The organism is Bdellovibrio bacteriovorus (genome assembly GCF_001592735.1).
Taxonomy (GTDB): Bacteria; Bdellovibrionota; Bdellovibrionia; order Bdellovibrionales; family Bdellovibrionaceae; genus Bdellovibrio; species Bdellovibrio bacteriovorus_D.
The window spans coordinates 164,029-177,261 of sequence record NZ_LUKE01000002.1; the positions used below are offsets into that span (position 1 = coordinate 164,029).

The following is a 13,233-nucleotide window of genomic DNA, read 5'->3' on the forward strand; positions in this document are numbered from 1 at the left end:
TTCCCGCGCAAAAATTTACTGCTTTAAAAAAGGATAATCTGTGTAGCCCGTCTCGCCTTCGGCATAAAAGGTCTGAGGTTGTGGCTCATTGAGCGGAGCATTTTGTTTAAAGCGCTCGGGCAGATCCGGATTCGCGATAAAAAGTTTTCCGAATGAAACGGCGTCTGCTGCTTTGCTAGATATTAATTTCTCTGCACTTTCTTTGGTCATCTTTTCATTCACGATCAATACGCCGTGATAGTTCTTACGAATGATCGGCGTGATGCTGTCGGGCCCTTCGTATTCACGAGTGAAGATAAAAGCCACTTTGCGTTTATCCAGTTCTTGAGCGGCATAAGCAAAAGTTTTTTCTGGGTTTGAATCCCCCATATCATGGGAATCACGGCGAGGTGCTAAATGCACGCCGACTTTATCAGCACCCCACACGGAAATCACCGCATCCGTGATTTCTAATAAAAACTTCGCGCGATTTTCAATCGAGCCTCCGTATTCATCGGTGCGATGATTGGTGCTGTCTTGTAAAAACTGATCAATCAAATAACCGTTGGCCGCGTGAAGTTCGACTCCATCAAAGCCCGCTTCTTTTGCGTTGGCGGCACCGATTTTATATTGTTGGACGATCTCTTTGACTTCGGCAGTTTCAAGAGCTCTCGGGGTCACATATTCCGTGATCGGTCTTACTAAGCTGACATGACCTTTAGGTTTAATCGCGGAAGGCGCCACAGGTTCTTTGCCATTTAAAAATACCGGATGAGAGATTCGTCCCACATGCCATAACTGCATAAAGATCAGACCGCCTTTTTTATGAACAGCCTCCGTGATTTTCTTCCAGCCTTGGACTTGTTCTTTGGACCAAATTCCGGGCGTGTGCGCATAGCCTACGCCCATCGGCGTCACCGCGGTGGCTTCAGTCAGAATCAAACCTGCCGATGCGCGTTGTTCATAGTACTTCACCATAAGATCGTTGGGGATGCGCCCTTCGCCGACCGCGCGCGAGCGCGTTAACGGGGCCATAACAAGTCTATTTTTAAGAGTGAGAGAACCTAGCTTTAAAGGATCAAACAATGTCGACATGAAAACTCCTGATGATCACTTAGATATCAAGGGTTCAGCTTAATTGCAACAGTTATTGTTACATTATAAACTCCCCTCCTGCCTGTTGACACATTACAGCTCCTTAAATTGCCGCATGATTAAGAACCCTATTAAAACTGTCCCCAAGTTTTAACTAACCATAAGGAGAGGTTTCATGAAGAAAATGGTTTTAGCAGCAATGTCGATGGCTTTATTGGGCTCAGTTTCTTACGCCAATGATTTTGTGACTGAAAATATCGACAACTCTTACGTCTATGAACAAGAAGAAGGCGCGATGTCTCCAGAAGCCATCGAAATGCTTTCACCAGATGGTATGCATGTTTTTGGCGCTACTGAAATTCAGAGCTGGCCACGCCGTCCGGGACCAGATCGTCCGGGTCGTCCAGGCCGCCCAGGTGGACCGGGTTATGGTCACCCAGGTCGTCCAGGCCCTCGTCCTCCACAATACGTGACTTGTTTTGCTCGCAACGCCCGTGGCGAAATGTTCCGTGCGACTGCCAACGATCCCCGTTGGGCTCAAAGAATGGCGATGGATAAATGCGAACGCTTCTCTCGCTTCTGCCGTCCTGCTGGCTGCCGATAATTTTTTGTCACTCAACAGAACGCAAAGGCTCTGATCTCTAGATCAGGGCCTTTTTACTATCAGGACCCCAGGCCGCGCCCTGCGACTTTTGCCTCGCCGCCTTTATGCAAATTACTAAAAAGCCCCATGAAGAAATCTTAACTGCGATATATCAGTTTTAAACCAAAAAGGCTCGTGGCACGTGGATCGCAAACCAGGATTTCGAACGAAAACAAAAACGTCTGAAACTTTTTTCAGCGAATTCATCGGAGAAAAAAAATGAACTTCAAAATATCTGCGCGAATTTTGCCTCTGTGCGTGTTTGCCACATTGGCCGCATGTTCTTCAAAACCAAAAATGGCGGACATTGACCCGTCGTCAAACCCAACCACCGAAATCACTCGCTTAGAAGCGGCTATCGCCGAGGGCCATGCAAAGCAGCTTGATGTCCTGGCAAGTGACGATTTTGAAAAAGCTCAAAAATATCTTAAAGAGGCTCAAGATGACTTAGCTTCTTCTCAAGATCAAAAAGAAATCTTGGGCGACGTGGCTCAAGCTCAGGCTTACCTAGATAAAGCGACTCAAACAGGCGAAGAAAGACGCGCCAAAGTATCGCAAATCATCGAAGCTCGTGAAAAATCATTGGCAGCTGGCGCCCGAAACTTCCCAAGAACAAAAGAGGCCCTTAAAGATATCGATGATGACCTTCGTTCGGAAGCAAAAAAACTTGATAAACTTAAAGTCGACGAGATCGCGAAATTCCAACGTGATTATCTAAACCTTGAACTAGAATCTGTTTTAGAAACCCAATTGGGCGACAGCCGTGCACGTATTAAAGCTGCTGACGACGCAAAAGCGCGCAAATATTCTCCGAGCGCTCTAAAAACAGCGCAAGTAGACATGACGACGGCCGAAAATAAAATCCGCGCCAATCGCAACATGCCAGAAAATTTTTCTGCCGATGTCGCGAAATCGAAAGAGTCGGCATTGATGCTAACTTCCGTTCTTGCGGCGACCAAAAATGGAAAAGTCGATGAGGGCACGGCGACTCGTTTGGTAGAACAAGAACAAAAAATCAGTTCTTTAAATAAAAATCTAGAAAGCTCAGAGGCGACCAGCCAAGCTTTAGAAGGTCAAGTTTTGCAACAATCACAAAACATGGCGGCCCAAAATGCTCGTTTGCAAAAAGCCAACTCTGCGATCGCTTTGCAAAATTCGATTGCTCAAGCGCAAAAAAGTTTTAGCAAAGATGAAGCAGAAGTTTTTCAACAAGGAAATAACTTAGTCATTCGCCTTAAAAAAATGGAGTTCCCATCAGGCACGGCAAATCTGCCGGAATCCTCAATGGATCTTTTGGCTAAAGTGCGTGACATTGCTGTGGACCTTAAAGCGTCTCAAGTTGTCGTGGAAGGCCATACAGATTCAACCGGCACGAAAGCTGCTAACATGAAGCTTTCACAAATTCGCGCGGATTCTGTCGCGAAGTATCTTGAAAACAACGGCCTTGAAGAAGCGAAAGTTTCCGCTGTGGGTGTTGGTTTTGACAAACCGCTGACTTCAAATAAAACAAAAGAAGGTCGTGCGCAAAATCGTCGCGTAGACGTGATTGTAACGCCCACAACTTTATAATTCACCCATCCCTCCGGCGAGCTCGCCCCTCGAGCTCGCCATTTTTTTGTATTTCCGACTGTGACACGCCGCTCGAAGAGTGTGTTTACAACTCATAAACATCCTAGAAAAAGTTTTGTCATTTGACTTGAACTTATCGTCCCTCGGGGGATAGTCTACGGGCATGAAAGAAGCCTGGCAGACACAGTTCGAAAATATTCTCGAAAAACAGTTTCAAGATATAAAGAAACGCAATCGCCGCTTTTCCTTACGGACTTTCGCTAAGACGGCCAATATTTCTCCAACATCCATGTCTTTTATTTTGAACCGCACTCCGAACTGGAGTCTTTCATTAGAGCGAGCCATCGAAAGTTTAGAACACCTCAAGGTGACCCAAGAAAAGATCGACCACTTTAAAGTTATCGCCTCAAAAAAGCTTCATGAAGCCGCGGCCTCTTTGTCAGAGTTTGACCAAAACTCGATGCTTACCAGTCCTCACTATATCCCGATTCTACTTTCTCAGAATCTAGATACGGTCCCGTCAAACAAAGTCCTTGCTGAAAAATTAGGAATTGAAGAAACCGAAGTCTTAAACATCATCGAAAATCTTATCAGCTTAGGCCACTTAGAAAGAGTTCAAGGCAAAGTCCGCCTTCCCGCCGCTTCCGATAAATTAAAAACGCAAGATGGTCCTTCAAATGAGGTGATCCGTCAGCATCATGCGGCGAACATGGATATTATTCGTCATTCACTTTTAAATGATCCTGCCGAAGCGCGCGATGTGACAAGCCTCACCTTTACCGGCGATGCCAGTCAGATAGAGGAAGTAAAAAAAGAAATTCGTCAGTTTTACCAAAGAGTGCATGCGATCATGAATCATTCTGAGAAAAAGAACGAAATCTTTAAAATCCTTGTGGGCTTCATGCCACTGAACCTTCACGAATCTAATGAGAGTTTATGAAATTTCTTTTTTCGGTGTTAGCGTATCTAATTCTTCTTCTGGCTGTTCACAACGCCCACGCCAGTTACGTCTTTGTGGGAAGTGGTGGTGAAGGCTACGAGTCCGAAGGACAGATTTACACCCGAGATCTTTACGATTATGACCTTCACAAAACCCCGTGGTTTGGAAACGATCGCGACCCGATTCTTGAGGCTCGCCTAAAAAATTGGGATCAACTCGACCTTTCTGCGGAAGAACGGGATTTGCTCTTAAGAAAACTCACCGATCTCAATGCCCGCCACCCCTATTTGGGTGATGATATCATGATGGTTTTAGAATATTTCCGCTGGTCCTACAGCAACGAAAAACTGGTTCTTTTAGAGCCCGACGAGATTCGTAAGCCGATTGATAAAACCAAAAGGGTTTCCATTGCCAATCGTTTTATAAATTCAATCCTTGTCGAGCGTAACGCGTTTCAAAAGCTGGATTCAAAAAATAAAATTGCTCTGCTACTGCATGAAGCGATTTATTCTTTGACGGATATTCATTATAACGAAAAAGGCATGGCTGTGGTGAGTGTAGCAACAGCCAGACTGATTACATCCACATTATTTGACAAAGCCGCCCTTGAAAGTGCTTCCACCGCGAACTTGTTCCGAAATCAACTTCGTCTTTCACTCAATTCCGATCTTTTCCGAGCTTTTACCGGAAGCTATGTGCAAGTAGTTTTGTCGGATAAGTCGGGCTCATTAAGCTCGTCTCACAGAGCCGTGTTTTCTTTAAACGGGATTCTTGGCGACTCGCGCCCTTTAAAAGAGATGTGTATTGTTTTTTTAAGCAAAGGCACGGCCCCCTTGGGATATGTGGAGCTTTCTGCTTTGGATAAAATCGTGAAAGCTGAAAGCTATCATTTTCCTTCGGGAACCCAAGATGCTCTTTCTATTCAAATCTTTTCTTCGGGACATATGGGTTTTAGACTTACTACCACGGAACCTGAGAACTGCTCCTTTATTATTGAGGAGACAATTCGAAGAAGATTCACGGCAAAAAAGAATTAGACTCTTGAATTTCTGGTGGGCGGTCCGACCGCCCTTTAAAACCTAAGTCGTTCCCATGTCGTGTTTAATTTTAATAAACATCTAGTCGCCCTTTGAGGGTTTAGTGCCTTATCCGACTTCGAGATTTCTCCGATAAGAAGATCATGAACTCGGTGATTAACCTCGGAACATTTTGGATTGGTATTCTGGTCACGTTTTACATTAGCTTTGTAAATGCGGCCCCGACGACATTTAGCTATCAAGGTCGAATTGTAAAGTCAGATAATAAGCCGCTACAGTATCATTCCGTTTCATTCGAATTTCGCATCACTAATCCCAATGGGGCTTGCGTGCTTTATCGTGAACAAGTGAGTGGCATCGACATGTCTAATTCGAACGGGATTTTCGATATTCCTATTGGCTTAGGCACGAAGCTTTTCCCACTTTCATCTAGCTTTAATCTTTTAGATGCGTTTGAAAATGCGGGCACTTTAAATTGTGAAGGCGGAGCCACGTACTCGCCGCTTTCGACCGATGGACGTTTATTACGCGTGCAATTTCACGATGGAAGCGGATGGAAGTTGATTGCTCCGGATAACATCATCCGCTCGGTTCCGTTTGCGGCATTCGCCGGCAAATCGGGTTCAAGCTCAATGTTAGGCACAAAGACCGAAGCGGATTTTGTTTTAAAAAGTTCTATTCCCACTTGTGGAACGGGTTATGTTTTAACTTCTACTTCCTCCGGAATTCTTTCGTGCGCCCTGGCCTCTGCTGGCTCTGGCAGCGGAGTGAGCTCTATCGCCGCATCGAGCCCTCTTTCTGTGGCAGATCTTGGAAGTGGATCCTATTCTATTTCTGCAAATGTCGGCACAACCGCGGGCACATTGGCCGCCGGAAATGATTCGCGAATTACAAACGCCATGCAAACAGGTGCTACGGCAGGCGGAGATCTTTCCGGCACCTATCCAAATCCAAACGTGGCGAAGATCCAAAACATCGGTGTGACATTTACCAGTCCCGCTTCAGGACAGTTTTTAAAATACAACGGCTCTCAATGGGTGAACGCCACCTTGTCCTCCGCGGATCTGCCATCAGGAACGGCTTCAGCCACCGGAACTGCGGGCGCCATTCCGTATTTTAGTGCCACAAATACTTTGTCGGACTCTCTGATCTTCCAATCAAGTGGACGCATCGGCATTGGCACAACCACACCGGCATTTGCGCTGGATGTTGTCGGAGATCTCAATATCACCGGAAGTATTTTGCAAGGTTCTTCTCGACTGCTCCACAACTACACAGCCTCTGGCACAACGGGAAAAAATATTTTCGTCGGCATCGGTTCAGGCAATACGACCATGGCGTATTCAAGTAACGTCAACAACGCCAGTCTTAACACCGGACTTGGAGCTGACACCTTAAAGTCACTCACCACGGGGCGCAGCAATGTGGCCATCGGTACGGGGGCGACAACATCTGTAACAACCGGTTCCTACAATGTTGCTGTTGGGGTGGATACTCTTTCAGTAGCGACTTCCGCCGGGTGGAGCACAGCTCTGGGATACAAGGCCTTAAGCGCAACAACTTCGGGAACCTCCAACTCTGCCATGGGGGCTTATGCCCTTTCGGCTAACACAACGGGATTAGATAACGTGAGTGTGGGGGCTTCTTCAATGCTAAACACCACCACCGGCAGTTTTAATACGGCCTTAGGGGGCTACAGCCTTGGAAGCTCTGGCACCGGAGACTCCAATACCGCTGTCGGTCACGCAGCCATGCAAAGTAAATCCGGCGCGCTTAATACAGTTCTTGGAAAAAATGCGGCCAAAGCACCAGGTTCCATAAATAATGCCGTGATCCTGGGCGCTGGTGCTGGTGATGTGCAATCCGGTTCTACGGGAAATATTCTTGTTGGTTATCAAGCAGGTAAAACCATCACCTCAGGGTCCTATAATATTTTGCTTGGTTACGACATTGATACTCCCGCCGTGACGACAAATAATTTCCTTAATATCGGTAACATGATCTATGCCACAAACTTAGGAACGGGATCCACAGCCGCCACGGGAAACGTCGGGATCGGTGTTACTTCCCCCACAGAAAAATTGGATGTCAATGGCAAGGTCAAGGCGACAGAGTTTTGTATTGGCGGTTCTTGTATCAGCTCTTGGCCCTCGGGTGGTGGCAGCGGAACCGTCACAAATATTGCCACCGGCACGGGCTTAACAGGGGGCCCTATCACCGCCACGGGAACTATTTCGATTGCTAACGGTGGTGTCGGTACAACCCAGCTTGCCGATGGCGCGGTCACGCAAAACAAACTTGAAACTGTGAGTGGATTAACAGCCGGTGCTTACGGCAGTGCCACAGCTATCCCGGCCATCACTGTCGATGCCAAAGGGCGCGTGACAGCGATTTCAACCAATGCGATCACCGGTTTACCGGCGGCCAGTGGTGTCAGCGGTAAATTCTTAAAATCCAACGGCACGGCGTGGTCCGGCCAAGATATTTTATTTAGTGATATTAAAAACTCTGTCGGTGGATCGGCGTTTAATGTGGCTTCTTGTGCTGCCAATCAAACTGTCGCGTGGTCTTCGCTGACAGATTCATTTACGTGCCAGGGCATTGGGTCCTTAGATGCTTCTGCCATCACAACGGGAACTTTAGATGTGGCGCGATTGCCCGCCTCGGTGACTGATGGTGTTTGGGCGGCTTCTAGTGGAAATGTTTATAGATCCTCTGGAAACGTCGGTATCGGAACGTCCTCGCCTATAAGCCCTTTGCATGTGACGGGACAAATCCGATCAGACTTAGGCTTATCCGTAACCAGTGCGGGGAATATTTATAAAGACGCTTCTAGTAATCTTGCGTTTAATTCCGCCACCAATGTTATTAATTTTACTAACTCTGCACTGACATCCACTTACATGACCATTGCTTCCGGAAAAGTAGGCATTGGTGAAACAAATCCCGCCCACAAACTTTCCGTGAAATCACTTTCACAAGAAACGGCCAACACGGATATCGCCGCCGCCTTTAGTTACATGTATGCTTGGCCGACGACTTCAAGTGCGGGCCGATTTATCGGACAATTTAATGGGGTTGAAAACGGAAATACGGCCGCTATCACTGGCGAACTTGTCGGACAAGCCAATTATGTCAACAACCTCACCTCCCCAGCAATAAACAAAATCACGGGTTCCTGGAGTGGCGTTAAAAATCGCAGCGGCGGAGGAGCCGTCGCGACGGCGACTGGTTTTCAAGGTGAAATCGAAAATCTTTCTGCAAGCACCGTCACTACCGCGATGGGTGTTCAGTCCTCAGTCACCAACTCTGGCAGCGGCGCCATTACCAATGCATATGGTTTGTATGTGGGAGACGTCCAAGGAACCAATAAATGGTCGGTTTACGCCTCGGACACTTCCGCGCTTAATTATTTTGGCGGCTTTGTGGGAATCGGAAACACGACCCCCACTGTGGCTTTGACCGTCGGTAGTACGGTCAATGGAAACGGAACGATTTTAATCAATCGTCAAAATACGGGCGGCAACGAGGGTGGAGAAATACAATTTGCTCCGGGAACTAATGGAGAAGATAATTTTGTCATCGACAGTTATTTAGCCGGCGCCAATCAGCTTCTTAGACTGCGCAGTACGACTAATAATTCTATTCTTAATTTATCTAAAACTGGGAACGTAGGTTTTGGTACGGCCACACCCAAAACCCGCATGCACCTGAAACAAGTCGCTGATAACTATACCGGCGGATTTGTGATGGAGGCCAGTGGATCTTCATCCGGCTGGAATATGTTTAGCAATGGCGCAGGGACATCCTTAATATTTAGTTACGCCGGTGACGTATCTAACATAGATAACTTCGCAGGACAGCACAAAATGTATGTCACCACCGGTGGCAATATGTGGATCGCGGGAACTTTAAGCCAAGCCTCGGACATCAGACTTAAAAAAGATATTACTCCGATCAGTGATGCCTTAAATAAAATCACGCAGCTCAACGGTGTCACTTACAACTGGAAAAACCCGGCCGCGGATCAAGACCTCCAAATGGGTCTTATCGCCCAAGAAGTGCAAAAAGTATTTCCGGAGGCGGTGAAGGAAAATAGTGACGGCTTCTTATCCGTGAGTTATTCAAATTTAGTGGCGCCGATTATTCAAAGTATCAAAGAGCTTTTCAGTCGCTCTCAAGAGCAAGAACGTGAAATCGCCTCCCTTAAAGAGGATAATAAGGAAATGAAGAAAGCCTTGTGTGAGTTAGGCAAAACTGCGTTCTGCAAATAGACTCTCGTATTGTTTATGTGCCCTAAACATAATAGGTCTCATATATCGACAACGCCCCTGTATTATGACTCAAAAAATACCGATAAGTTCTTTGATGGGACGTCTTCTGATCACTCTTATTTTTGTTCTAAACGTGTCACATGCCTTCGCCACGCCGGGGACTTTAACATATCAAGGTCGTATCGTGAGATCCGACGGTATTCCTCTTGAACACTCTAGCGTCTCTTTTGAATTTAGAATCACGAATCCTAGCGGCTCGTGCGTAATTTATCGCGAACAAAAAAATGGTTTGGATATGACTAACTCCAAAGGAGTGTTCGACACCCCGATTGGGGATGGCACTGTTTTATACCCGACCGATCCCAGTTTTAATTTACAAAAATCTTTTGAGAATAGCGGGACCTTAAACTGTGAAGGTGGCACGACGTACTCGCCTGTTAATACCGACGGGCGACTTCTTCGCGTCAAATTTCATGATGGTTCTGGTTGGAAATCCATTTCACCGGACAACATCATTCGCACGGTCCCCTATGCCGCTTATTCCGCCAAAGCGGTATCGGCCACCTTACTGGGCACCAAGGCTGAAACTGATTTCGTTTTAAAAACCGGCATCCCTACTTGCGGCACAGGTTATGTCTTAACTTCCACATCGGCGGGAGTATTAACTTGTACTTTGGATACGGGCGGCTCGTTGAGTACCGTGAACTCGATCACGGGCGTGCCACCTCTTTCTGCTGTCGACTTAGGGGCCGGGGCTTACTCGATCTCTGCAAGCATCGGGACGTCCGCAGGAACTTTAGCCGCAGGCAATGACACACGCATCGTGAATGCCTTGCAAAGTGGCGCGACAGCCGGTGGGGATCTTTCAGGAACTTATCCAAATCCCTCGGTGGCAAAAATTCAGAATGTCGGAATAGACTTTTCAACGGCACCCACGACCGGCCAATTTTTAAAATTTGATGGTACAAATTGGGTGGCTAGCAGTACGCTGCCTAATTCTATTAGTAATAATCTTTGGAGTGGGAACGGCACGAATATTTATCGCGCAACGGGTTTGGTAGGTATCGGAACCAACTCCCCCACTGAGACCCTTGACGTCCACCAAAACATTGGCAACACACCTTTAAGCGCGACTTTTGCCAATGATGCCACAGGAGCCACCGCCCACAGCGTTTTATTTCTTAAAACGGCAAGTTCTGGTGGTGATACTTTTATCCGCTACCAGCCCGATGATGCCAGTCATATTTGGACGACGGGTGTGGATGTCAGCGATGGCGGTAAATTTAAAATCGCGGCCGATTCGTCTAATATCGGCCCGGGTTTCGGGGATATTTTAACGGTCACCACCGCAGGAAGTGTCGGCATCGGCACGACCACTCCCAGTGCCAAGCTTCATGTCGCAGGATCGGTGATCGTCGGTAACGGCGGGGAAACTTGTTCAGCCTCTTTAGCCGGCGCTCTTCGCTATTCTTCTAGTTCGATCCAATTTTGTAACGCTTCGACTTGGGTGACACTTGGTACGGGCTCTTCAAGCGGAACAGTGACTTCCGTGACTGCGGGCACAGGTCTTAATGGCGGAAATATCACGACCTCGGGGACGATTTCCATTGCGGACGGCGGCGTTGGCACCACTCAACTGGCGGATGGTGCTGTGACTTCGGCAAAACTTGAAACCGTGTCCGGGCTCTCCGCGGGAAGTTACGGCAGTGCCACAGCTGTACCGGCCATCACGGTGGATGCCAAAGGACGCGTGACGGCGATTTCCACTAACGCGATCACCGGTTTGCCGACCGCCAGTGGTGTCAGCGGGAAATTTTTAAAATCAAATGGAACTATCTGGTCCGGACAAGACATTTTATTTAGTGATATCAAAAATTCTGTCGGTGGTTCGGCGTTTAACGTGGCCACGTGTGCCGCCAACCAAACCGTCGCTTGGTCTTCACTGACGGATTCATTCACTTGCCAAAATATCGGGTTGTTGAACGCTTCAACCATCACCGCCGGAACTTTAGACATCGCTCGCTTACCATCTTCCGTGACTGACGGCATCTGGAGTGGTTCTAGTGGCAACGTCTATCGCACCAGCGGCAACGTGGGTATTGGCATCTCTGCCCCCACCCGTCGTCTGCATATTATTGGCGACGGAACTGATTACGGCGACGATCTATTTTTCGAAGGCACTAATTCCGAAACGGCCGTTCCTCAAATTAACCTTGTGCGCGCTCGCGGAACAACAACCACTCGCAACGCGGTTCAGGCCGGAGATGATTTAGGCGTTGTCGCCTTCCGGGGATACGATGGGACCACCCACGCCTATGGCAGCCGCATCTCAGGAAGTGCCGAGACGACATTTTCGACGGCAGTGAATGGCTCTTTAAGATTTCTAACCACCGCCGCGGGCACCGAAGCGGAGCGCATGAGACTTTCTTCCACCGGAAATCTCGGTATTGGCACGACAACTCCTCAAGTGAAACTGGAAGTGTCGGACGATGTTTCTGGCGGCACAGGCGGAAAGTTTCTTTTAAGAAATCCGTCCGAAGCCGTGAATTCAAGCTCGACGCTTTATTTTGGCACGGGAATTGGTGGGCCCACGGTCAATAATCTTCAAGCCTTTATTCGCGGCACGGTCGTTCAAGCCGATCCCAATCCGCTTAAAGGGGAGCTTCAATTTTGGATTAATGGTGGAGATTCCACCGCGCAAGCGATGACCATCAAGGACAACGGGAATGTTGGTATTGGCACGACAACAGCCCCCTCTCCGTTAACGGTGGCTACGGGCTCAGCTCAGTTCACCTCAGGAATTTCCATCATGCCCAGCACACATTCCACATCACGACGCTCTTCGATCTTGCTGGATGATTGGAACATAGGCCAAGACCTCCAAGGCAACGGAACCAAAGATTTATACTTCTGGCAAGGCTCTACCGGTGTAACGCGGTTTATGATTAATCCGAGCGGTAACGTCGGCATCGGGACGGCAAGTCCCCTCTCTAAGTTACATGTTACCGGTGGATCCATCACTCTAGATACCGGGCAAGGAATTCAGATTGGCAACTGGTCCGCGTTCGCCGCAAGTTCCAACACCGCTTTTGTTCGCGGTGACAATATCGCCTTTCAAAGCAGTGCCGCGAACTCGACATATATGTATATGAACAGTGCGGGGAATATCGGCGTGGGCACTATTTCTCCGGGCTATAAACTCGATGTCATTGGCAACATGCGTGCGTATGGAATCACGGATTCTTCAGACGTTCGTTTGAAGCGTGACATTCAACCGCTGACAAATGATTTAGATAAAATTCTAAATCTTCAAGGGGTCAGCTATTTTTGGAAAGACAATGAGACACACGGGTCTCGGAAACAAATTGGGGTTATCGCCCAAGATATTGAGAAAGAATATCCAGAGCTCGTTGAAACCGACAAAGAAGGTATGAAATCGGTCAACTATTCACATTTCATTGCTCCTTTGATTGAGTCTATTAAAACGCTCTACAAACAGGTCGTCGGCATTAAAGACCATCAGGTGACTTTAGAGCGACAAATCGCTTCTAAGGCTGACCAGAGCGAAATAGACGCCCTTAAAGCTAAAAATCTGGAGCTTGAAAAACAGAACGCGGAACTGAAAATTCGACTGGATAAGATCGAAGAAATGCTCAAATCAAAATAGGTTTTCATTCGCAGCCTAAAGATTTTTTT

7 protein-coding genes are annotated in these 13,233 nt (G+C 47.6%); 6 read left to right on the forward strand and 1 reads right to left on the reverse strand.

Annotated elements, in window-relative coordinates:
• Positions 1–15: 15 nt before the first annotated feature.
• Positions 16–1,074, reverse strand: a complete 1,059-nt coding sequence (locus AZI86_RS11320) for an alkene reductase (RefSeq protein WP_061835299.1) — start codon at positions 1,072–1,074, stop codon at positions 16–18.
• A 175-nt stretch (positions 1,075–1,249) separates the two neighbouring features.
• On the opposite strand from AZI86_RS11320, the gene AZI86_RS11325 reads away from it, so the two are divergent.
• The 6 genes from AZI86_RS11325 (at position 1,250) to AZI86_RS11350 (ending at position 13,204) form a co-directional block, all read left to right on the forward strand.
• Positions 1,250–1,678, forward strand: a complete 429-nt coding sequence (locus AZI86_RS11325; protein WP_061835300.1) for a hypothetical protein — start codon at positions 1,250–1,252, stop codon at positions 1,676–1,678.
• Between the two features lie 258 nt (positions 1,679–1,936).
• Positions 1,937–3,286 carry an OmpA family protein gene (locus AZI86_RS11330; RefSeq protein WP_061835301.1) on the forward strand — a complete coding sequence of 450 codons (1,350 nt, stop codon included), beginning with the start codon at positions 1,937–1,939 and terminating at the stop codon, positions 3,284–3,286.
• A gap of 163 nt (positions 3,287–3,449) precedes the next feature.
• Positions 3,450–4,226, forward strand: a complete 777-nt coding sequence (locus tag AZI86_RS11335; RefSeq protein ID WP_061835302.1) for a DUF4423 domain-containing protein — start codon at positions 3,450–3,452, stop codon at positions 4,224–4,226.
• On the forward strand, positions 4,223–5,263 hold the full coding sequence (locus AZI86_RS11340) for a hypothetical protein (protein ID WP_061835303.1): 1,041 nt from the start codon (positions 4,223–4,225) through the stop codon (positions 5,261–5,263). The genes AZI86_RS11335 and AZI86_RS11340 overlap by 4 nt, the downstream gene beginning before the upstream one ends.
• Before the next feature lie 143 nt (positions 5,264–5,406).
• On the forward strand, positions 5,407–9,537 hold the full coding sequence (locus AZI86_RS11345; protein ID WP_061835304.1) for a tail fiber domain-containing protein: 4,131 nt from the start codon (positions 5,407–5,409) through the stop codon (positions 9,535–9,537).
• A 64-nt stretch (positions 9,538–9,601) separates the two neighbouring features.
• Positions 9,602–13,204: a tail fiber domain-containing protein gene (locus AZI86_RS11350; protein ID WP_081111899.1), complete on the forward strand. Its 3,603-nt coding sequence runs from the start codon at positions 9,602–9,604 to the stop codon at positions 13,202–13,204.
• The last annotated feature ends 29 nt before the right edge of the window (positions 13,205–13,233 follow it).

Excerpts from the sequence above, each read along its gene's own strand:
- AZI86_RS11350 (WP_081111899.1), top strand. The coding sequence starts at position 9,602 with ATGACTCAAAAAATACCGATAAGTTCTTTGATGGGACGTCTTCTGATC.
- AZI86_RS11345 (WP_061835304.1), top strand. The coding sequence starts at position 5,407 with ATGAACTCGGTGATTAACCTCGGAACATTTTGGATTGGTATTCTGGTC.
- AZI86_RS11335 (WP_061835302.1), top strand. The coding sequence starts at position 3,450 with ATGAAAGAAGCCTGGCAGACACAGTTCGAAAATATTCTCGAAAAACAG.
- AZI86_RS11320 (WP_061835299.1), bottom strand. The coding sequence starts at position 1,074 with ATGTCGACATTGTTTGATCCTTTAAAGCTAGGTTCTCTCACTCTTAAA.
- AZI86_RS11340 (WP_061835303.1), top strand. The coding sequence starts at position 4,223 with ATGAAATTTCTTTTTTCGGTGTTAGCGTATCTAATTCTTCTTCTGGCT.
- AZI86_RS11325 (WP_061835300.1), top strand. The coding sequence starts at position 1,250 with ATGAAGAAAATGGTTTTAGCAGCAATGTCGATGGCTTTATTGGGCTCA.
- AZI86_RS11330 (WP_061835301.1), top strand. The coding sequence starts at position 1,937 with ATGAACTTCAAAATATCTGCGCGAATTTTGCCTCTGTGCGTGTTTGCC.